Genomic DNA, 20,588 nt, shown 5'->3' with positions numbered 1-20,588 from the left:
TGGCAATGCTACTTTGGCTCTTTCGCCTTACACCCACACTCAGCTGCCGCGGTTTTGTGTCAGTAGCTCATAGGCAGTGATTGGCAATGCTACTTTGGCTCTTTCGCCTTACACCCACACTCAGCTGCCGCGTTTTTGTTTCAGTAGCTCATAGGCAGTGATTGGCAATGCTACTTTGACTCTTTCGCCTTACACCCACACTCAGCTGCCGCGTTTTTGTTTCAGTAGCTCATAGGCAGTGATTGGCAATGCTACTTTGACTCTTTCGCCTTACACCCACACTCAGCTGCTGCGTTTTTGTTTCAGTAGCTCATAAGCAGATTGAATACTCTGACTCTTGCGCTTAGCAACTTCCATCATATGCTCGGGCAAGCCCTGAGAGACCAGTTTGTCAGGGTGGTGCTGTGCCATCAACTTGCGGTAGGCACGCTTGATTTCTTTTTCTGACGCACCATCACTTAACCCCAACACTGCCAGCGCTTCACTGCGAGACACCATCGACTGCTGAGCTGGACCGGAAGAGCTGCGTTGTTGTCTTTGCTGTCCCTGATTATGACGTTGCTGAGACTGCCACTGTGCACGCTGCTGTCGAAACCGAAATTCAGCCTGATACCGTTTGAGCAAAAAGCTAAACTGAGTCTGGGAGATCCCCAGGTATTTACTGACCTCTCGTAACAGAGTCTGTTCCTGCTCCGACACATGCCCATCAGAAAAAGCCATTTGAATTTGGATTTCCAGGAACAACTGCAACAAGTCATAACGTCTGGCAAAGGCTTCTCTGACTTCTCGAACTGAGTCTTTAATGGAAAAATCAGCGTCCTTTCCGGCGCGAAAGGCATGCTGTGCCTCACGTCGATCATCGCCTGCCAATGCCATTTCATCCATAAAAGCGGTTGCGGCACGGATATGAACCTCGCTGACTCTGCCATTGGATTTAGCAATGTGTCCCATGACAGAAAAGCAGCTGGAAAAAAACAAAGCCTGGCGCTCACTGAGATCATCACCATTCAAAAAGCCCTGGAAACCACCTACCTTGTCGAAATCTTGCCTGAGGCTCTTGTCAAATAAATGCCCCAGATAAAATCCCAGGATCGCACCCAGCCATTTGCCAAACAAAAAGCCAAACCCTGTGCCTAATAACTTACCCCACATGTGCCTGCTCCACTGCATTGTTGATCTGCGCCAGGCGTTCTGGAGTACCTATATCATGCCACTGCCCCAGGAAGAGCTCTGTTGAGACCTGGCCCTGCGCTAACCCCTCTCGGAGCATTGGGCCCAGAGCTAAAAACTGTTCATTGACCGCGCTGAAAAAGTCTTTGTGATACAGTCCAATTCCTGCAAACGTGTACGCCTGTGTATTGGTGCTCTGGTGGGCAAGAGGGAAATCTCCCTGTAAGTTGTGAGGCGGGTTTTCCACTAACACCAAATGCGCTTCACCGGGTAATAAATGCAGTCGAGACAAATCATGTACAGCGTAATCTGTAAAAATATCACCGTTAATCACGATAAACGTGTCTTCGTCTTCACATAACAGTGGTAAAGCCCTAACTATACCGCCAGCTGTTTCCAATCCACCTTCGGGCTCTTGTGAGTATTGAATGGATACACCATATGCACTGCCATCAGCAAAATACTCACGTATCTTGTCACCTTGCCAAGCCAGGTTAATCACAATACGCCTGATCCCAGCCTGCGCCAGACGCATCACGTGATATTCCAGTAAGGGTTTGCCCGCAACCTCCAACATCGGCTTTGGTATCGATGCCGTCAGCGGCATCATACGCTTGCCCCGGCCCGCAGCCAAAATCATTGCTTTCATGTCTGTTGTTCCAGCTTTGCTTCTGTCAAAGGTATTATCTCGGATTGCAAACAGGTTGCAAGCCACTGAAATGTATCAACACATTTTGCTGCGTCATAAATATATTGCAGTGTCGGCAAAATATTCTGTAAATAACCGGGTTTTCCATCTCGTAAATACAGACGCGCAAATATCCCGGCTGCTTTAAGGTGTCGTTGTAACCCTGTCAGCGCCAGCTGTTGCTGATAATCTGTATAACTGCTGTTGGTTAGGAGTCCGGCTTTGCTAAGTACATCGAAACTATGACGTTGCAGGTGCTCGAACTGAGCATCCGCCAAGGTGTGATAACAATCTTTGAGTAACGAAACTACGTCATAGCAAACCGGCCCCTGCACAGCATCCTGATAGTCTATGACCACCCATTGTTGCTGATGCCACATGATGTTTCGGCTGTGAAAGTCTCGATGCATAGTGACCTGAGTTTGCTCAAGCATGGTTGAGATCAGCGCCTTTTTCAAAGCACTCCACTGTCGCTGCCAATTTTCGGTGATTTCATACTGTAGCCAATGAGTAAGTAGCCACTCACTAAAAATATCCAGTTCCATATCAATAAAAGCTGCATCATAAGGCTTCATATGGGGGCTTTTGGGAAGACGAGCAATGTCAGGCAGCATCTCTATCAGTGTCTCATAGTACTCCAATACATCACCCTGTGCGTCCAGCCTGTCTGCCAAATGCTCAGTGCCCAAATCTTCTAACAGCACAAACCCAAGTGCACAATCTGCCGCCATGATTTGCGGCACGCGCACAGCTCCTTTGCTGAACCACTCATTCAATTCAACAAATGCATGAACATCTCCCACCTGAGGAGCCACATCCAATAAGATTAACCGGCTACCTTCATGGATAATACGAAAATAGCGGCGAAAGCTGGCATCTCCATCGAGGGCAGTAACCTGCTCCGGGACAGCATTATAATAGTTGTGTAAAAAGGCCGATCTGGCTTGTGCTCGTGACACACCCTCTGGTGACAGGTTTTGGGTCATTTTTCTTACTATTTCCTATTCTTAACTACTGTAATTAACACGCATTTCATTTATTATGTCTGGCTTGAAAATGAATTTCGGCAAACAAGGTTGATAAATGAGCAAAGCTTGGGGCCTTTTCGTGCTTCCCCTAATCAGTACAGCGACTTTTGCTAATTCGAACATTGATGGCCTTCAGTGTAAAGACTACTTTCAGCCTAAAAACTGGCAACCCATCGCTGATTTACCAAGGGGCGCCATCGACATTCAGTCTGACAATGTTGAGCTACAAGGCGTCGACAGCGCAGAGTTTAGCGGAAACGTTGTGATCAGCTCCAATGTTATGAGCTTATCCGCTCAGGCGGCACTGATAGACAAACAACAGGGACTACTCAATGCTACCGGACCTTTGGTTTTTCAGGATGAGTATACCTTAGTCAACAGTACTGGCATGTTTGCCAATTTAAAAGAATATGAATTCAGTCTGCTGGGTGCCGATTACTGGCTGACTCAGCAAAACGGCCATGGCAGTGCAGAAAAACTACATGCCACCACCAACCAGGTTGATCTACTTAATTCCAGCTTTACCACCTGTCCGGGAGAAACCCCCTTCTGGTCAATCGAAGCCAGCAATATCGTTATGAATCGCGACAGTGGTTGGGGAGAAACGCACAACACCATCCTGAAAATACTGGACACGCCAATAGTCTATGTACCGTATTTCACTTTCCCTATTGATGATCGCCGAAAGTCTGGTGTACTAACCCCGACTATTAGCAGTTCGAGTCAACGCGGCCTGGGTGTTGCAATCCCCTACTACATAAACCTGGCTCCAAACTACGATGCAACCATAACGCCCAGGTATATGTCGAAAAAAGGCACGCAGCTCATTTCTGAGTTTCGTTATCTGACCCGACAACATCAGGGCCAGCTTGCCATCGAATTTTTAGAACAGGATGATTCAGCAAAGCAGCTAGATGAAAGGTACTTGGTTAACTGGACGCAAAATAGCTATTTTGACGAAAATTGGCGTGCCAGTGTCGACATTACCAATGTCAGTGATGACGCCTATATTTCAGATTTAGATTCTGAATACGCCAATGAGACAGACACCCAACTATATCGTACCGGGCAACTCAGTTACCTTGGAGACGACTGGGCCATTGACCTGAAAGTGCAGAACTTTGAGGTGTTGGGTAATCACACCGAATCGTATGCTGTGCTGCCACAGCTCACCATTAATAATGTCACACACAATTATCGGGGTTCAACTGGGGACTGACAGGTCAAATTAGTCACTTTACTAATGATGAATTAACCGTCACAGATGCAACCCGCATACATCTGGAACCCAATGTGTCCTATGACTACAATGCCTATGCTTGGTCATTTGCCTCTAATTTAAGCCTGATGCACACCTATTATGAACAGGATGGTGATGAAGCATTCTCGCAATCACAGTACAAAAAATCGGTATCCCGTACTGTGCCTAAACTGCGTTTGCATGGTCAGCTAAATCTGGAGCGACAAACCAACTTCATTCTTGAACAGGGCACCCAAACTCTGGAACCACAAATCCAGTATTTGTATACCCCGAAAAAGGATCAGTCAGGTATCGCTTTGTATGACACTATCAAAATGCAGGACGACTTTTTTGGGCTGTTCCGTGAACAACGTTTTTCGGGTGTCGACTTTATCGCTCAGGCAAATCAGTTTACCCTCGGAGCAACCACGCGACTGTTCGATAGTAATAACAGTGAACGTTTCAATTTCAGCATGGGGCAGATCCTCTATCTAAGTGACTCAGCCAAACCAACTGAACAATCTTTGGAAACGAATGCACTGACACAGGACAACCAGGAGTTTGGCAGTAAGAATTACAATGCCCTGTTTGCAGCGGAAAGTATGCTGCACTGGCACCGTCGATGGTACTTTTCAGCAGGCCTGCAGTACGATGCAGATGAAAAAGAGCTGATCCAGTCTCATATGACACTGGATTACCGCGGCAGTAACAAAAAATTAGTTCAATTGAACCATCACTATGCCAGTGATGTCTCAGGATATGAAATTGATCAAATCGGCTTGTTTAGCAGTTTACCCATAGATGAAAACTGGCAACTGGTTGCCAGCTATCACCGTGATCTGACGGCAAGCCGAAGCGTTGAAGTGTTTGCCGGGCTCCAGTATGAATCGTGCTGCTGGGCTGTACGCATCACAGGCAAACGCCAAATACAAACGGATCTCAATCAAACGATATCTCGTGATGACGCTATTTTTGACACAAGCTTTGGTATCAATTTTGTGTTAAAAGGGTTAGGTAGCAAATCAAGATATGATGCTAGCCAGTTACTACGTTCGGGTATCTTTGGTTACCGCAGACCGTTCTTTTTAAATAATTAACAACAAAGACTCTTATGAATTTAAAAAAGCTGTTATTAGTTCCAATATTAAGTATGACGCTGGCACAGCCGGTGTGGGCAGAGCGTATCCAGTTGGACAAAGTAGTCGCGACGGTTAACGACGGCGTGGTGTTAAAAAGTGAAGTAGACAAAATCCTCAAACGCGTGAAAGAGCAAGCCGAACAACAAAATACAGAGCTCCCCTCTGATAAGGTTTTGCGAATTCAGGCCGTTGAAAAACTGATAGATCAAGTGCTAATGCAACAATTAGCAGACCGAATGGGAATGGAAATCTCCGACGCCCAGCTGGATCAGACACTGGCTAGCATGGCAAAAGACCAAGGTGGTACAATCTCAGATCTGCGTAACTCAATTGAAGCTGCTGGTGAGAGCTTTCAGGCGTACCGAGAAGAGATCCGTACAGAAATCATGATTTCTCAGGTACAGCGTGCCGCCGTTGATCGCCGCATTTACATCAGCCCGCAGGAAATCGCTAATCTGCAGAAAATTTTAGCGGAGCAAACGGGTCAATCAGAAGAATATGATATTGGCCACATCCTGATCAAAGTTGACAGTAAAGCAAACCCCGAAGACATTGAAGATGCACGTGAACGTGCTGAAAAGGTGATGGAATTTCTTGACGAAGGTAAAGAGTTCAAACGCATCGCCATTGCGTCATCTAGTGGTGCCAAAGCCTTAGACGGCGGGCAACTTGGCTGGATGGGGATCAATGAAATGCCAACCTTGTTTGCTGAGGCAGTAAAAGGCAAGAAGAAAGATGATATCATTGGTCCACTGCGCTCTGGGGCAGGTTTCCATATCCTGAAGGTTCAGGATATTCGCGGTCGCCAAGTCGTTGAGCGGGTAGAAGTACGCTCACGTCACATTCTCATCAAGCCGTCCATCATTCTAAGTGAAGAAAAAGCACGAGACATGCTGGCTGGTTTTGCAACCGACCTCCGCGAAGGTAACGCCGATTTTGCGGCTCTTGCAAAAGAGCACTCGGAAGATCCCGGTTCAGCGCTCAAAGGCGGTGAGTACGACTGGACAGATCCTACTACCTATGCACCTGCGTTTCGCGACGCGCTGCTGTCTCTGGAACAAAATGAGATAAGTGACCCATTCAGAAGTAGTTTTGGCTGGCACATTGTACAGTTACTTGACAAACGTGTGGCTGATAAAACAGAGCAAGCAAAAGCAAATCGTGCCCACCAGCTTCTGTTTCGTCGTAAGTTTAAAGAAGAGAGCTTTAAGTGGATGCGCGAAATGCGTGAGCAGGCACACGTAGAAGTAATCGACTAATAGAAGAACTAAGATGAGTTTAAGAATCGCAATCACCCCCGGTGAGCCGGCAGGGATAGGACCAGATTTGGTCATCAAACTTGCGCAACACGACTGGCCAGCTCAGCTGGTCGCCGTTGTTGATAAAGACATCATGCTAGAACGCGCCAGGGAGCTAGATACGACCATTAAGCTCATTCCATTTGATCCCAATGCCCCAGCAATAGCGGCACCGCCTGGCAGTATTTATTACCTTCAAGTCGACAAAGGCTGCGACGTCGTCCCCGGTGAGCTTGACGAACGCAATGGCCAGTATGTGTTAGATACCTTACGTATTGCTTCTGAAAAAAATATGGACGGCACGTTCGATGCGGTCGTCACCGGGCCAGTTCATAAAGGGATCATTAATCGCGCAGGTATTTCGTTCAGTGGCCATACCGAGTACTTTGCTCAGCAATCCAACACCCCTGATGTGGTCATGATGTTGGCTACCGAGGGGCTACGTGTAGCACTGGTTACGACTCATATTCCTCTGGCTTACGTTTCTAAGGCCATTACCCATGAGCGCTTAACTAAAGTTGCCCATATTCTTTATCAGGACTTGCAAACCAAGTTGGCATTGAGCAACCAAATGTACTGGTGTGCGGATTAAACCCGCATGCAGGTGAAGGGGGACACTTGGGCAGCGAGGAAATCGATACCATAGAGCCAGTTCTTGCTGAGCTCAATGCACAAGACATGCATTTTGTCGGCCCGCTGCCCGCAGATACCCTGTTTCAGGCTAAATATCTCGAAAATACCGATGCCGTACTGGCAATGTATCACGATCAGGGCTTACCTGTGTTAAAATACAAAGGATTTGGCAATTCGGTAAATATTACCCTTGGATTGCCTTTTATCCGTACTTCAGTTGACCATGGCACGGCACTTGACCTTGCCGCCAGCGGCAACGCAGAAGTCGGTAGTTTCGAATTAGCGATCCGCGAAGCAATTAAGCTCGCCACCGAGAAAACACAGAGTTCATGACAGATAAAGTACATTTGGGCCACCGAGCCCGTAAACGCTTCGGCCAAAACTTTCTTAACGACAGCAATATCATCGATAAGATTGTCACGGCCATCGACCCTAAGCCCACAGACAACCTGGTTGAAATAGGTCCAGGCTTAGGTGCCATCACTGAGCCCGTTGTTGAGCTGAGTGACCAGCTTACTGTTGTGGAACTAGACCGTGATCTGGCAGAGCGGCTGATCCACCACCCTTTTATGGGACCCAAACTAACGGTGCACCAGGGCGATGCCATGAAGTTTGATTTTTCTACGCTCCTCAAAGGCGATGAAAAGTTGAAGATTTTTGGTAATTTACCCTACAACGTCTCTACCCCGCTGCTTTTTCATTTATTTGAATTTGCGGATCAGGTTGAACATATGCATTTCATGCTGCAAAAAGAAGTCGTGAATCGCATGGTTGCCGGACCAGGTTCTAAAGCCTATGGTCGTTTGAGTGTGATGACTCAGTATTATTGTCACGCGATTCCGGTGATCCAAGTACCACCCACTTGCTTTAAGCCCGCTCCAAAGGTTGACTCCGCAGTGGTAAGGTTGATCCCTAAAGAAGCACAGCAACGTAGTGCAAAGAGCACCAAAGTCCTCAACACCGTGTGTCTTGAAGCTTTCAACCAAAGACGTAAGACGCTGCGTAACAGCTTGTCTAACTTGATGACAGCTGAGCAACTCAGTGACCTTGGGATCGACCCGGGTTTACGTGCAGAAAATATTTCCCTTTCGCAATTTATTGAGATAGCAAACTGGATCTATGACAACAAAGAGTGAGATCGGCTCACCGATCAAAGTCGCTGTAGAAACCTTCTATGTTGAAGGCCAATCTCAGCCAGAAAAAGACAAATATGTTTTTGCCTATACCATTACCATTAAAAATCACAGTTTGTGCAATGCCAAACTGGAAAGCCGTTACTGGCTGATCACTGACGCTAATGGCAAAGAAACTGAGGTTGAAGGTGATGGTGTGGTCGGCGAGCAACCGACCATTCGCCCGGGGGAAAGCTACCAATATACCAGCGGTGCGGTGTTGGACACGCCAGTTGGAACGATGGAAGGCTACTATGTCATGCGCAACGAGTTTGGCACCGAGTTCCGGGCACCTATTCAGGTATTCAGACTGAGTCGCCCGGATATCCTGCACTAATGGCCAATTATGTGGTCGGTGATCTGCAAGGCTGCTTTGCACCATTAAAGCAGCTATTACAGGAGGTCGCGTTCAACCCTGCACGTGACCACCTTTATCTGGTCGGCGATATCGTAGCCAGAGGGCCTGATTCTCTTGGCTGTCTTGACTTTGTATTTCGTCATCAGGATTGCATAACCATTACACTCGGCAACCACGACTTACACCTTATCTGTAATGTATTGCTTGGCAAAACACCCAACCCTAAAGACAAGCTCGACGCCCTATACCAGCACTCTCAATTACCAGATTATCTGACTTTTTTGCGCCGTCAGCCATTGTGCGTGTATCTTGATAACCATCGAACTTTTATTTCTCATGCCGGTATTCACCCTGATTGGGAGATTGAACAAGCCCTGTCATTAGGACACTGGGCACAGCAAAAATATATGGGTGATGAGGCGAGTCGCTTTCTGAGCGCCATGTATGGCAAAGAGTCACGCCTGGTACTGGATGAAGATGAACAAAGCCGCTTTAATAGCATAGTCAATGTGTTTACCCGAATGCGCTTTCTGACGTCTCAATGGCATCTCGATTTTGACAACAAAGGGACGTTAGAAGATGCCGGTGATTTACGTCCCTGGTTCACTCACCCACGCTTTCAGACCGACCCTAGTCGCTACGTGTTTGGCCACTGGGCAGCACTACAAGGCATCACATATATGCCCAATGTTACTGCTTTAGATACAGGATGTGTATGGGGTGGGCCAATGACCTTGCTTGATTTAGATAAAAATGAGCAAATTTCGAGCAATTAACTGTTTCTCAGCCGATTTTACTGAATTTTGAATTCACATCTGCTATAAAATACTTAACTATCGCGCAATAAATCCGATAAGCATTCATTCAGCTTTAATTTGATGGTACCCGTATGAATTTGACTGTAAGCCAACGCATTTGGGGTGGTTTTATAATAATCACTCTGCTCCTGTTGATGATCGGAGGAAACTCGCTGCTAAGGATCGCCAATATTGATAATTCCACAAGACTGGTTAATTCTCTGTCATTGCCTGCGCTCGATAGCAGTGCAGCCTTACAGATCGAATTTACTCAAATGAGTAAACTTGCTCAGGGCAGTTACTTTACCCAGTCACCCGACGAGCTTAATTCACTTAAGGCAAAGTTTAATGAGCGCCAGCAAGCGTTTAATAAAACCTTTTCTGAATTAGGTGCAGTGGTTGACCAAGACCCGGGTCTGGCACAAAGCAAACGTCAGGTCGAAACAAGCTTTAAACAATTCTCGGCCTCAGTGCAGGACTTACTAAGCAACAAAGCCCGTGAGCTTATGCTGGTTAATACCCTTAAGAAACAACTCGAAGACACCGAAATGGCAGCGGAAGATGCCACTACAGTAGTGCTAGATATCCTTGACCTGGATGGCTTACAAGAAAGCGACAACCGCGCTTATCAGGCCGCAACCAAACTGGAAAACCTGTTTAGTTCAGCGGTTACCACCAGTACAGATATGATGACTATCAAAGAACGCAACACACTGGACATAGTCGAAAAAGAACAAGCCTATGTGCTGGAAGAGCTGGAGCGCAACATGGCGCTGATGACATCAACCGTCTCTCAACTTGATAGCACCCTGGCTGACGATTTACAGCAGTACTACAGTGACCTCCTTGCTCAGCTAAAAGGCTCAAGCGGCATTGCCGGCAATGTTGGTCAGCTGATTGCTGCAAGGCAAAAGACTCGCTCTGAGTTGGATGCTGCAGAGACGACAACCAATGCGGCATTAAAACAGCTTGGTGAGCTGGTTGCGCAATCTAAACAACTCGCGTTTGATATCCAGGACGAAGTACGCGCAGACGTGACTTCTGCAAATATGTGGACCTGGGTAGGCATGATCATGGCAGCCCTGTTAGCCATTGTTATTGCTTATTTGACTGTCAGCCGTATTACCAAGCCACTGGCCGAAGTAAACAGAATACTCAACATTGTGGCGCGTGGCGACATGACCCAGACACTGGATGATTCAGCGAAAGATGAGTTTGGCGAACTGGCACGCAGCTGTAATAGTCTTATCGCCAGCCTGCGTGAACTGATCACAGGTATTGTGTCGCGTTCAACCCAGCTAGCAGCAGCCTCGGAAGAAACCTCAGCCATTACCATAGAGTCTAGCCAGGCAATTAAGAGCCAGCAGTCTCAGGTTGAACAAGCAGCCACTGCTACCACAGAAATGAGTAGTACTGCCCATGGGGTGAGTAACAGTGCCCATCAGGCGTTACAGGAAATCAAGAACGCGGACAAAGAAGCTGAGCGCGTAAAAGGTATTTCTCAGGACAACAAGCACACCATTGAGCAACTGGCTCATGAGGTGGAAGCCGTCTCAGAGGTCATCAACAAACTACATCAGGACAGTTCTGCCATTGGCGGGATCCTGGATGTTATCCGCGGTATTGCAGAGCAAACCAACCTGCTGGCACTCAATGCTGCCATCGAAGCCGCACGTGCAGGTGAGCAGGGTCGTGGTTTTGCTGTTGTTGCAGATGAGGTACGCTCTCTTGCCAGCAAGACCCAAGAGTCAACCCAAGAGATCCAGGCTATGATTGAGTCACTGCAAAGTGGTGCGGAAGAAGCCGTTAGCGCCATGTCGAAAGGCCAGCAACAGGCTGAGTCATGTGTTCATCAAAGTGATGTGGCCAACGAAGCGCTTAACTCTATCACTGATGCAGTCTCACGCGCACACGATGTCAGTGAAGAAATTGCCAATGCAGCCAACGAGCAGCAGCAAGTTTCGCAGGAGATCAGCGAACGTCTTGAGTCTATCGTGACCATCGCCGAGCAAACAGCTGAAGGTGCAAACCAGACATCTATCTCGAGCTCAGAAGTAGCTAAGCTGGCCGAAGAGCTGAGACAGTCTGTCGACCAGTTCAGGGTCTAATTTCAAACTTTACCAAATCAAAAAGGCCCGCTCTTTGAGCGGGCCTTTTCTTTTTATACCTATGTGCTGCATTAAGTGAAATTTGTACTAGTGCGCTCAAAATGATTCATGTAACACCACCAGCGCACTGAGCTTGTTAGCACCAAAAGTGGCCATTCTCTCAAAGTCTTCACGTGCAATGGGCACCTGCTGACAGTCAATTGCCTCCTGCTCATCTTCCACATCCGGGTCATTGACATACAAGCAGAGCGTATCGATGCCGGTGATTAAGACCCAATGTGGTGCCTTCTTACCGTTCAACCGATAAGTGCTGATCAAAGCCAATATCGAACTCCCCTGAGACAGCCACAGCTCAACTTGTTCAAGTTGAAGGCTGGCACAATGAACGGGAATATCACGATATTCACATTCTTGCTTAAATTGCTCATGTACCAGTGTCATGACCTGTTTTTTCTGTTCGTTTCGCACCCCATCAATAAATAGTGGCTGTGCGGTATTCACCACGACTTCGGTCGCAAAGCCACGCCTTTCAGCAGCAAGCGCCAGGCCAAATGGATGGCAACCACCATGTCCAGAGGTCATAAAAATGGTTGTTGCTTCGCGCCAGATCTCAAGCTCCAGGCTCTGATCTCCCATACAATTCGGATCTATGCTGGCCATCGCCATCATCAAAGACGCAGGCCCACAGGTAAACTCTGTCGTCTGTTGATACCAGGGCAACCTGCAAGGTCGCCTGCTCAGCGCGCTTGCGAATACACTTTTGCATTCTCAGCGCATCATCGTGGTCCTCGTAGTAATTAAGATATTCACCAAATACTCGATACCCCAGCTTCTTGTATAGAGCGATTGCCGCCGTGTTGCGCTTTGCAACTTCCAACCGCATATAAAACCAACCAAGCTGGGCCGCCTGAGACTCAAGCGCCGTCATCAACTGTCGGGCAATACCCTTGCCCTGGTGCTCCTGCGATACAGCTAGTGAGTACAAGCGTGCCAGTCGTGTTCCCTGATGCAACCATAGCAATCCATAACCCACCAGTTCACCTGCCAGTCGGGCAGTCAACAGCAGGCTGTGCTCGAACCCGATATGATGCTTAAACTGGCGACGACTGAGCCTGTCGCTGCTAAAGCAACGCCCTTCCAGCTCAACCAGTTCGGCTAAATCCGCTGGCTGGGCTTTTTCAACCACCATACAGGCCTGCAACATTACTTTTTACCTCTCGCCTCAAGACGGCGTAAGAATTCGGACATGATCTGCATATACAGCTCATCGCCCAGGTACTTGTCTTCTACACCCTGATCGATGCTGGGGTTATCGTTCACCTCCAGCACATAGGCCTTACCCTCATGCTCTTTAATGTCAATGCCATACAAGCCGTTGCCAACCACAGCCGCAGCTTTCAGTGCGGCGCCCAGCACAGCCTTAGGCACCTCAAAGGTCGGCAAAGTGTCAAACCCACCTGAGAAGTTGCGTTTTGAACTGTGGTTATAGATCTGCCAATGATTGCGCGCCATATGATAACGGCACGCATAAATGGCGCGTCCGTTGAGTACCCCAATACGCCAGTCATAATCGGTATACAGATATGCCTGGGCCAGCACAAGGGCCGACTCTCCCAATAACAGGTTCAACCGAAATTGCAGCTCTTCTTTGGTTTTTACCTTATAAACTCCCTTTGAAAATGCACTTTCCGGCATTTTAAGGACCATAGGCAATGACAACTGTTCAACCAACTCTTCAATTACCTTTTCAGAGCACTGGCTAACAAAGCGCGTTTCCAGTGACGGCACTTTTTTATAGTTAAACGCATCGTGCAAGAACACTTTATTGCAGCAGCGTAAAATAGAGCTGGGGTCGTCAATCACCACTAAGTCTTTTTGCTCCGCCTCCTGGGCAAGACGATAGGTATGATGATCAATAGCTGTTGTTTCGCGAATGAACAACCCATCAAACTGACTTAAGTTATACAGCTCAGCCGCCTCGACCAGGTGAACTTTAATACCCAGCTTGGCCCCGGCCTTCACAAAGCGACTAACGGCGTTTTTGTTACTCGGCGGCAACTGCTCTTGATGATCAACCAGCATAGCCAGATCCCAGCGGTGCTTTTTACTACTTTTGCGCTTCTTCCATTGCATTGCATTGCATGGACTCGACTAAGCACCTGTGCACAATATGCCAGCTCATCAGCATCAATTGATGAAAAGTCGCTGCGCAAAACCTGGACTTGCAGTCCCGCGCCCTGCAGCTGAACATTCACAGTCAGTAACGGAGCCTGGAATTGTGCAAACAAATGCGCTGCCAGCTTGGTATATGCAGCCTGCTGTGTTTCGCCCATACAGACCAACAAAGACAAGGGCTGTGACACGGCTATGCCCTGCTGCGCGCACCAGACCTGAGACAAATACACGGTGCAGCCCTCATCACCCAGTTCATTGATCACTTTTACATTCGGCAGCGCCTGATGATTGCGTGCTTCAGCCAGCAAGGAGCAATAATAGCCCTGACTGAGGTATCGTCGGCTGTCACAAAGGTTAATAACCCTGAGCTTAGACTCGCCGAGTTTAGGATACTCCTGAAGATAAGTTTCGAAAGTCACCACATTGTCGTTCAGTGGTAAAATATCTGCGTTTTGATCAACAACAAATAGCGTAGACAACATTTTAGTCCTTAGTGTGGCCTGACCTTTTATGCTTTTAGCATAGTGCAACAGACCACCTGTTTATGATGGTTTTTCCAACCGGTATAACGCTATTTGTATGTAAAAATCAGACCAGAGACAAACGATCAATTTTGATGCTTAAGATGAGCAATTCTTTTCTCCTGTTCGCTGCAAAAGCCACCATTGTGCCCAGTCTTGCCACCAAAAGTTGCAATTTAAGGGACGATACTGCACACTTGCGCCATTTTTAACGGAATAGAATTAAATCACATGAACAAAGTAATCTTGATACCCGTGGCACTGACCGTTCTGGCTGGGTGCAATTCCACACCCAAAGCACACAATGACATGGTCAGGTTAAGCAGCTCAGAGGTCAACGAAGAAGCGCTCAAGCTGGAGCTTGCTTTCGGCAAGGCAACCACACACGTAATGCCTCATAAAGGTAGCATAGACGCGGAAAGTGAGTCGAAAGGGCTAACTTCTGCCAAACTTTCGCTGGGTTTCGGACTTGAACTTGACGCCACCATTGCCAGCGATGCTAATTATGGGATCAAATACCAATTTTACGGTAAGCATCGTGAACATGCTCAAAGCGGTGACTGGAGCCATGCTGTACGGTTTGGGTATGTCAAAAACAATGACAACGGTAGCACTGGCAACCAGAATACCTACCGACATTGGGGGCTTGATAAGCAACTGCTGGACGTGTCCCTTATTAGCGGGTACAGAATTTCACCACAACTGCTAGTCTATGGCAGCGTCTTTTATCAACCAGGTGATATTGAAATTATTTACTGTGAAAAGCGCGAAGGCTGCAATAAGGATGTGGCCAATAAAGTGCTCGACTATGATGGACATAACTACGGCCTGAGCTTAGCCATAGAACATGCCTTTACGCCCAGTTGGTATGGCACATTAGAGACAATCTACCACCAGTCCAACTGGTTTGACCGTAGCAGCAACGAAATGGGTATCAATGTGAGCCTCGCCTATCGGTTCTAAGCCGATGTTAAAGTGCAGATAGATGATACATTCAGCGAGATAAGGTTTTGCTGCCAGGTTTCGCTGAATGACCACGATTTTTCAAAATTTCTTCTTGTTTTATCCTAAAAAGCTCATCCACATAAACGCCTTGTCGGCAGGTAGCTTTGCCATTTGCATGTTCAAAAGTGGGCTCCGGAAACACTTCCTTTGCATACGCCTCATTGTACATCACTGTGCTATATTCGATTACTGGACTGAATTCGATATTCTCCAATGGCTTAGGATTCACAGCTTCTTCGTACTCAAAGGGAGCACCGCAATAGGCCCACTCCCCCGACTGTGTCTTATAAACATCAAAGTACTGGTACTTTTCGTGGTATATTTTCCCGTCATGCTCTGTGACAAATAACAGTACATACTTATACTTTGCAAACGCAGGAGTGCCGTAGTGATCGTAGACTTCAAACGAGATTACATCGGCATTAAACTCTCCGTGGACTTTCTCCAGGACTTTGTATTTCGCTTTGAATGCGCCATCCATGCGGATCACACCGTCGCCTACATTGGACTCAAACTGATAAAAGTCCACCTGCTCCCCAACAAATGCAAAGATGCCGCTTTCACTCTTTATGCCCGCGGTGGCAGACACGTTCAGAGAAACCAATATTAGGGTGATAAATAGTATCCTCAACCTATGACTCCTGATGACCAGTTATCGTTTAATGATAAGAGCACGAGGTTTCGGGCATATCCGAAACAGTAACCCCTCACTATAAAACATTAATTACAACAAAGAACAATAGCTTGTACCAGTTCAAGCCTATTCAGAACATAAAAAAGCCGCTTAGGTTTCCCTAAACGGCTTTTTCAATGCAAACTTTGAGCTTAGTTGAACAGCGCTGTTGCCTTGGCAACCACATTCTCAACGGTAAAGCCGAAGTGCTTGAACAGCTCAGCTGCAGGCGCTGACTCACCAAAGGTGCTCATGCCAACAACCGCGCCATTCAGACCAACGTACTTATACCAGTAGTCTTCAATACCTGCTTCGATAGCAACACGGCGTGTTACCGCAGCTGGCAATACAGACTCTTTATACTCAGCAGACTGTGCATCGAATGCATCGGTAGATGGCATAGACACTACGCGTACGCGCTTGCCACTGTCACGAAGTTGTGCCGCAGCTTCTACTGCCAGTTGAACTTCTGAACCCGTTGCAATCAGGATAAGCTCTGGTTCACCGTCACAGCTCAGTACATAACCACCTTGCTTAATGGCTGCAACCTGTTCGTCGCTACGCGCCTGTTGCTCAAGCCCCTGACGGGTAAATACCAATGACGTAGGACCGTCTTTACGCTCGATAGCCTGCTGCCAGGCTACAGCGGATTCAACCTGGTCGCACGGGCGCCAGTTAACCAGATTTGGGGTCATGCGCATACTTGCCAGCTGCTCTACTGGCTGGTGCGTTGGGCCATCTTCGCCCAGACCGATTGAATCGTGGGTATAAACAAAGATGCTAGGCTGCTTCATCAGTGCTGCCATACGTACTGCGTTACGGGCGTATTCCATGAACATCAGGAAGGTTGCGCCGTAAGGAATAAAGCCTTTGTGCAAAGCAATACCATTCATAATGGCCGACATACCGAATTCACGTACACCGTAGAAGATGTAGTTGCCTGAGGCATCGTCTGCTGTCAGGCCTTTGGAGCCATCCCACAGTGTCAGGTTAGAACCCGCTAAGTCCGCTGAACCGCCCATAAACTCAGGTAACAGAGGGCCAAATGCATTCAGTGCATTTTGTGATGCTTTACGGGTTGCCGGGTTAGCCGGGTTGGCCTGTAGCTGGGCAATGTACTCAGCACTTTTCTGTGCCCAATCAGCAGGTAACTCGCCTTTAGTACGACGCTCAAATTCCGCCGCCAGTTCAGGGTAATGCATCTGATATTCTGTGAACTTAACCAGCCACTCGCTCTGAATTTGCTGGCCATGTGCAGACGCATCCCATTTTGCGTAAACAGACTCAGGGATTTCAAACGCCTCATGCTCCCAGCCCAGGAACTCGCGTGCCGCTTTGATCTCGTCATCACCTAGAGGGGCGCCGTGACAATCGTGGCTGCCCGACTTGTTTGGTGAGCCATAACCAATCACTGTTTTACAACAAATAAGCGTTGGCTTGTCTGATTCTGCGCGTGCCGCTTCAATCGCTGCTGCGATGGCGTCGCTGTCATGGCCATCCACATCCGCAATGACGTGCCAGCCGTATGCTTCAAAACGCTTCGGCGTGTCATCGCTGAACCAGCCTTCAACTTCACCGTCAATTGAAATGCCATTGTCATCCCAAAATGCGATCAGTTTACCCAGACCTAAAGTACCGGCCAGTGAACAGGCTTCGTGAGAAATACCTTCCATCAAACAGCCATCGCCAAGGAAAGCATACGTGTAGTGATTTACAATATCGTACTCGTCACGGTTAAACTGAGCTGCCAGCGCTTTTTCCGCAATTGCCATACCTACGGCATTGGTGATGCCCTGCCCCAACGGACCTGTAGTCGTTTCAATACCAGGTGCATAGCCATACTCTGGATGACCTGGCGTTTTTGAATGCATCTGACGGAAGTTTTTCAGTTCATCAATAGACAGATCATAGCCAGACAAATGCAACAGAGAATAAATGAGCATGGAACCATGGCCATTTGATAATACAAAGCGGTCACGATCAACCCACTCAGGATTATTGGGGTTATGCTTTAAATAATCGCGCCACAATACCTCTGCGATATCGGCCATACCCATTGGGGCACCCGGGTGACCGGATTTGGCCTTTTGAACTGCGTCCATGGACAGAACGCGTATGGCATTTGCAAGTTCTTTGCGAGATGGCATGAAGTCTCCTACCTTTTATGTCTTTTGAGTGGCAAATCTGTACCTATAATACCCGTGTAGCGACGTTGTCATGTGTGCCTGATGTGAGGCAACTTAAAGTGTAACACGTCAAAGCAGCAGGTAACTCGATTAGAAAATTGGTCCCCATTCTTACCTATTAGGGTAACCACTGCAATTAAAAATCAATGAAATATCGAGCTACTCACGGACTTTTTTACTGCGTTTTTTGCAAAGGTCTAAAATTAGACGTCTAGGCGTAAAAAAGCTATGCAGCCGTGCGTGTTTTCGATAATATATCGCTCTGATTTTTCGCGCTATTCCTGTAGTTTGTGAAGCGCAATATTTGTGAGCATAAATACAATGGCAAAACATTTATTTACTTCTGAATCTGTTTCTGAGGGTCATCCGGATAAAATCGCCGATCAGATCTCTGATGCGGTACTAGATGCTATCCTTGAGCAAGATCCAAAAGCACGTGTTGCGTGTGAAACTTACGTTAAAACCGGTATGGTCATGGTTGGTGGTGAAATCACTACCAGCGCCTGGGTTGATATCGAAGAATTAACGCGTAAAACGGTACGCGAAATCGGCTATACCCACTCAGACATGGGCTTTGATGCTGATTCATGTGCAATCCTTAATACCATTGGTAAACAGTCTCCTGATATCAATCAGGGTGTTGACCGTACTCGCCCTGAAGAACAAGGTGCGGGTGACCAGGGTCTGATGTTTGGTTACGCTTGTAACGAAACTGATGTTTTAATGCCAGCACCAATCACTTATTCACACCGTCTGGTTCAACGTCAGGCGCAAGTGCGTAAAGATGGCACTTTGCCTTGGTTACGCCCTGATGCTAAGTCTCAGGTTACTTTTGCCTATGAAAATGGTAAAGCAGTTGGTATTGATGCCGTTGTTTTGTCAACTCAACACTGTGACACAGTGTCTCAGGATGATCTGGTAGAAGCTGTGATGGAAACCATCATTAAACCAGTACTGCCAGCTGAACTTATCACTGAAGCGACTAAGTTCTTCATCAACCCGACTGGCCGTTTCGTTATCGGTGGCCCTATGGGTGACTGTGGTCTGACTGGTCGTAAAATCATCGTAGATACCTACGGTGGTATGGCACGTCACGGTGGTGGTGCGTTCTCAGGTAAAGATCCATCAAAGGTTGACCGTTCAGCCGCTTATGCAGCCCGTTATGTTGCTAAGAACATTGTTGCAGCTGGCCTTGCTGACAAATGTGAGATTCAGGTGTCATATGCAATTGGTGTTGCAGAGCCTACCTCTATCAGTGTTGAAACCTTCGGCACAGGTAAACTGGAAGAAGCTCGCCTGATCGACTTGATCCGCGAACACTTTGACCTGCGCCCGTACGGTCTGATCACTATGCTAGACCTTGAGCGTCCAATCTACCAGCCTACTGCGGCTTACGGTCACTTTGGTCGTAACGAGTTCCCGTGGGAAGCAACAGACAAAGCTGAAGCGCTTAAAGCAGCTGCTGGTTTATAATTGTAAATAATGATTTACAGAAAAGGCGCCTTAAGGCGCCTTTTGTTTATAAAATTAGAATAGTTAATTCCCGGATATCAAAAACTCTTCAATATCTTCTTTTATATCCACGTATTCATCGTCATGAATGTTTAATACAATCATCACCTTATCTTTAAAAGCATGCCAATCCGCACAGTTACGAAAATACTTACCCTCAAAGGCGAGGTTTTCAGCTAACTTAAGAATGGCAAAGGCTTGCTGCTCACTCTCCTCTCGCTCCTCATCCAGGTACAAAGGGTCGTGATGACGCAATATGATCTGACACATCGCCTTGGGAATATTCCATGAGCTGGCAAGGTAATAACCCACCACAGCGTGATTAGTCGGGTATAGCTGCTCTTCATAACAGGCAAGCGTATACTCAGGGCGCTGTATGGCACGAGTCATGACTTCCTTGTAGTTGTCATAACGCATGGCCATTGCAGGTATACCTGCATCATGAAACAAGCCAAGCAACTGTAAGTTTTCAACCGGTACATTGGCGCGCACCCGCTTGCCAATCAGCATGGCTATCTGAGAGATATCAATGGCATTGTCCCAGAACCGCTCTAACGAGATACAACACAGGCTTTGATCAAACGCCTCTTTCAACAAGTAGCCCGTCACAATCTGGGTGATACTATTAAGACCCAAAAACATCACGGCCTGTTTGATGTCCGACACCGTTCTTGACATGCCATAGGCCGGGGAATTAATGACTTTTAACACAGCGGCAGAGGTTGCAACATCCTGAGAAATGATATTCGCAACGCGATTGAGTTCAGGTTCTTCACTATTAAGTTCATTCTGGATGTGCTCCAGAATTTCAGGCTTTGCCGGCAGATTGAATCCGGAACGTAACTCCGCCAGTGTTTCTTCATCGATATTGAGCATAACAGCAAA

General features: G+C 47.4%; 13 protein-coding genes and 4 pseudogenes. 9 read left to right on the top strand and 8 right to left on the bottom strand.

Going from position 1 to position 20,588, the window contains the following annotated elements:
* Window positions 1-282: 282 nt before the first annotated feature.
* From djlA to ELR70_RS10755, 3 genes are read right to left on the bottom strand one after another with little or no spacing between them, the layout of a single operon-like run.
* Entirely contained in the window at window positions 283-1,152 is an 870-nt protein-coding gene (djlA, locus tag ELR70_RS10765; protein ID WP_054014187.1) for a co-chaperone DjlA, read from the bottom strand.
* Entirely contained in the window at window positions 1,142-1,819 is a 678-nt protein-coding gene (gene murU, locus ELR70_RS10760) for an N-acetylmuramate alpha-1-phosphate uridylyltransferase MurU (protein ID WP_054014188.1), read from the bottom strand. Before murU ends, djlA begins: the two co-directional genes overlap by 11 nt.
* Window positions 1,816-2,844, bottom strand: a complete 1,029-nt coding sequence (locus ELR70_RS10755; protein ID WP_054014189.1) for a phosphotransferase — start codon at window positions 2,842-2,844, stop codon at window positions 1,816-1,818. Before ELR70_RS10755 ends, murU begins: the two co-directional genes overlap by 4 nt.
* A 97-nt stretch (window positions 2,845-2,941) precedes the next feature.
* On the opposite strand from ELR70_RS10755, the pseudogene lptD reads away from it, so the two are divergent.
* The 7 genes and pseudogenes from lptD (at window position 2,942) to ELR70_RS10720 (ending at window position 11,631) form a co-directional block, all read left to right on the top strand.
* Window positions 2,942-5,223: pseudogene (gene lptD / locus ELR70_RS10750) on the top strand (LPS assembly protein LptD).
* Window positions 5,224-5,237: 14 nt separating this feature from the next.
* Window positions 5,238-6,524, top strand: coding sequence for a peptidylprolyl isomerase SurA (gene surA, locus ELR70_RS10745; protein ID WP_054014191.1), 1,287 nt, complete (start codon window positions 5,238-5,240; stop codon window positions 6,522-6,524).
* 13 nt (window positions 6,525-6,537) lie between these two features.
* Window positions 6,538-7,529, top strand: a pseudogene (pdxA, locus tag ELR70_RS10740) (4-hydroxythreonine-4-phosphate dehydrogenase PdxA).
* On the top strand, window positions 7,526-8,332 hold the full coding sequence (rsmA, locus tag ELR70_RS10735) for a 16S rRNA (adenine(1518)-N(6)/adenine(1519)-N(6))-dimethyltransferase RsmA (RefSeq protein WP_054014193.1): 807 nt from the start codon (window positions 7,526-7,528) through the stop codon (window positions 8,330-8,332). Before pdxA ends, rsmA begins: the two are co-directional and overlap by 4 nt.
* Window positions 8,316-8,705 (top strand): Co2+/Mg2+ efflux protein ApaG, encoded by a 390-nt coding sequence (gene apaG / locus ELR70_RS10730; RefSeq protein ID WP_054014194.1) that lies wholly within the window; start codon window positions 8,316-8,318, stop codon window positions 8,703-8,705. Before rsmA ends, apaG begins: the two co-directional genes overlap by 17 nt.
* Window positions 8,705-9,502: a symmetrical bis(5'-nucleosyl)-tetraphosphatase gene (locus ELR70_RS10725; protein ID WP_054014195.1), complete on the top strand. Its 798-nt coding sequence runs from the start codon at window positions 8,705-8,707 to the stop codon at window positions 9,500-9,502. The genes apaG and ELR70_RS10725 overlap by 1 nt, the downstream gene beginning before the upstream one ends.
* 113 nt (window positions 9,503-9,615) lie before the next feature.
* Window positions 9,616-11,631, top strand: a complete 2,016-nt coding sequence (locus ELR70_RS10720) for a methyl-accepting chemotaxis protein (RefSeq protein ID WP_054014196.1) — start codon at window positions 9,616-9,618, stop codon at window positions 11,629-11,631.
* A gap of 96 nt (window positions 11,632-11,727) precedes the next feature.
* Here ELR70_RS10720 and ELR70_RS10715 read toward each other — a convergent pair.
* Window positions 11,728-12,835, bottom strand: a pseudogene (locus ELR70_RS10715) (GNAT family N-acetyltransferase/peptidase C39 family protein).
* Window positions 12,835-14,288, bottom strand: a pseudogene (locus tag ELR70_RS10710) (RimK family protein). The pseudogenes ELR70_RS10715 and ELR70_RS10710 overlap by 1 nt, the downstream one beginning before the upstream one ends.
* A gap of 270 nt (window positions 14,289-14,558) precedes the next feature.
* Between ELR70_RS10710 and ELR70_RS10705 the strand changes: the two are divergent.
* Window positions 14,559-15,290: a hypothetical protein gene (locus tag ELR70_RS10705; protein WP_054014198.1), complete on the top strand. Its 732-nt coding sequence runs from the start codon at window positions 14,559-14,561 to the stop codon at window positions 15,288-15,290.
* A 31-nt stretch (window positions 15,291-15,321) separates the two neighbouring features.
* Here ELR70_RS10705 and ELR70_RS10700 read toward each other — a convergent pair whose 3' ends face one another.
* Together ELR70_RS10700 and tkt are read right to left on the bottom strand one after the other, a co-directional pair.
* Window positions 15,322-15,963 carry a hypothetical protein gene (locus ELR70_RS10700; RefSeq protein WP_128064572.1) on the bottom strand — a complete coding sequence of 214 codons (642 nt, stop codon included), beginning with the start codon at window positions 15,961-15,963 and terminating at the stop codon, window positions 15,322-15,324.
* Window positions 15,964-16,157: 194 nt separating this feature from the next.
* Complete coding sequence (gene tkt, locus ELR70_RS10695) at window positions 16,158-18,152, bottom strand: transketolase (RefSeq protein WP_054014200.1); 1,995 nt, start codon at window positions 18,150-18,152, stop codon at window positions 16,158-16,160.
* Between the two features lie 360 nt (window positions 18,153-18,512).
* Here tkt and metK point away from each other — a divergent pair, with 360 nt between their 5' ends.
* Entirely contained in the window at window positions 18,513-19,664 is a 1,152-nt protein-coding gene (gene metK, locus ELR70_RS10690) for a methionine adenosyltransferase (protein ID WP_054014201.1), read from the top strand.
* A 63-nt stretch (window positions 19,665-19,727) separates the two neighbouring features.
* Here metK and ELR70_RS10685 read toward each other — a convergent pair whose 3' ends face one another.
* On the bottom strand, window positions 19,728-20,579 hold the full coding sequence (locus tag ELR70_RS10685; protein ID WP_054014202.1) for an HDOD domain-containing protein: 852 nt from the start codon (window positions 20,577-20,579) through the stop codon (window positions 19,728-19,730).
* Window positions 20,580-20,588: the final 9 nt, after the last annotated feature.

This window comes from Pseudoalteromonas sp. R3 (assembly GCF_004014715.1).
Taxonomy (GTDB): domain Bacteria; phylum Pseudomonadota; class Gammaproteobacteria; order Enterobacterales; family Alteromonadaceae; genus Pseudoalteromonas.
Note: the sequence above shows the minus strand (reverse complement) of the source record. Positions and strands in the feature narration are given on the sequence as shown.

Bases quoted from the DNA above. Each gene is read 5' to 3' on its own strand.
- djlA (WP_054014187.1), bottom strand. From the start codon at position 1,152: ATGTGGGGTAAGTTATTAGGCACAGGGTTTGGCTTTTTGTTTGGCAAA.
- murU (WP_054014188.1), bottom strand. From the start codon at position 1,819: ATGAAAGCAATGATTTTGGCTGCGGGCCGGGGCAAGCGTATGATGCCG.
- ELR70_RS10755 (WP_054014189.1), bottom strand. From the start codon at position 2,844: ATGACCCAAAACCTGTCACCAGAGGGTGTGTCACGAGCACAAGCCAGA.
- surA (WP_054014191.1), top strand. From the start codon at position 5,238: ATGAATTTAAAAAAGCTGTTATTAGTTCCAATATTAAGTATGACGCTG.
- rsmA (WP_054014193.1), top strand. From the start codon at position 7,526: ATGACAGATAAAGTACATTTGGGCCACCGAGCCCGTAAACGCTTCGGC.
- apaG (WP_054014194.1), top strand. From the start codon at position 8,316: ATGACAACAAAGAGTGAGATCGGCTCACCGATCAAAGTCGCTGTAGAA.
- ELR70_RS10725 (WP_054014195.1), top strand. From the start codon at position 8,705: ATGGCCAATTATGTGGTCGGTGATCTGCAAGGCTGCTTTGCACCATTA.
- ELR70_RS10720 (WP_054014196.1), top strand. From the start codon at position 9,616: ATGAATTTGACTGTAAGCCAACGCATTTGGGGTGGTTTTATAATAATC.
- ELR70_RS10705 (WP_054014198.1), top strand. From the start codon at position 14,559: ATGAACAAAGTAATCTTGATACCCGTGGCACTGACCGTTCTGGCTGGG.
- tkt (WP_054014200.1), bottom strand. From the start codon at position 18,152: ATGCCATCTCGCAAAGAACTTGCAAATGCCATACGCGTTCTGTCCATG.
- metK (WP_054014201.1), top strand. From the start codon at position 18,513: ATGGCAAAACATTTATTTACTTCTGAATCTGTTTCTGAGGGTCATCCG.
- ELR70_RS10685 (WP_054014202.1), bottom strand. From the start codon at position 20,579: ATGCTCAATATCGATGAAGAAACACTGGCGGAGTTACGTTCCGGATTC.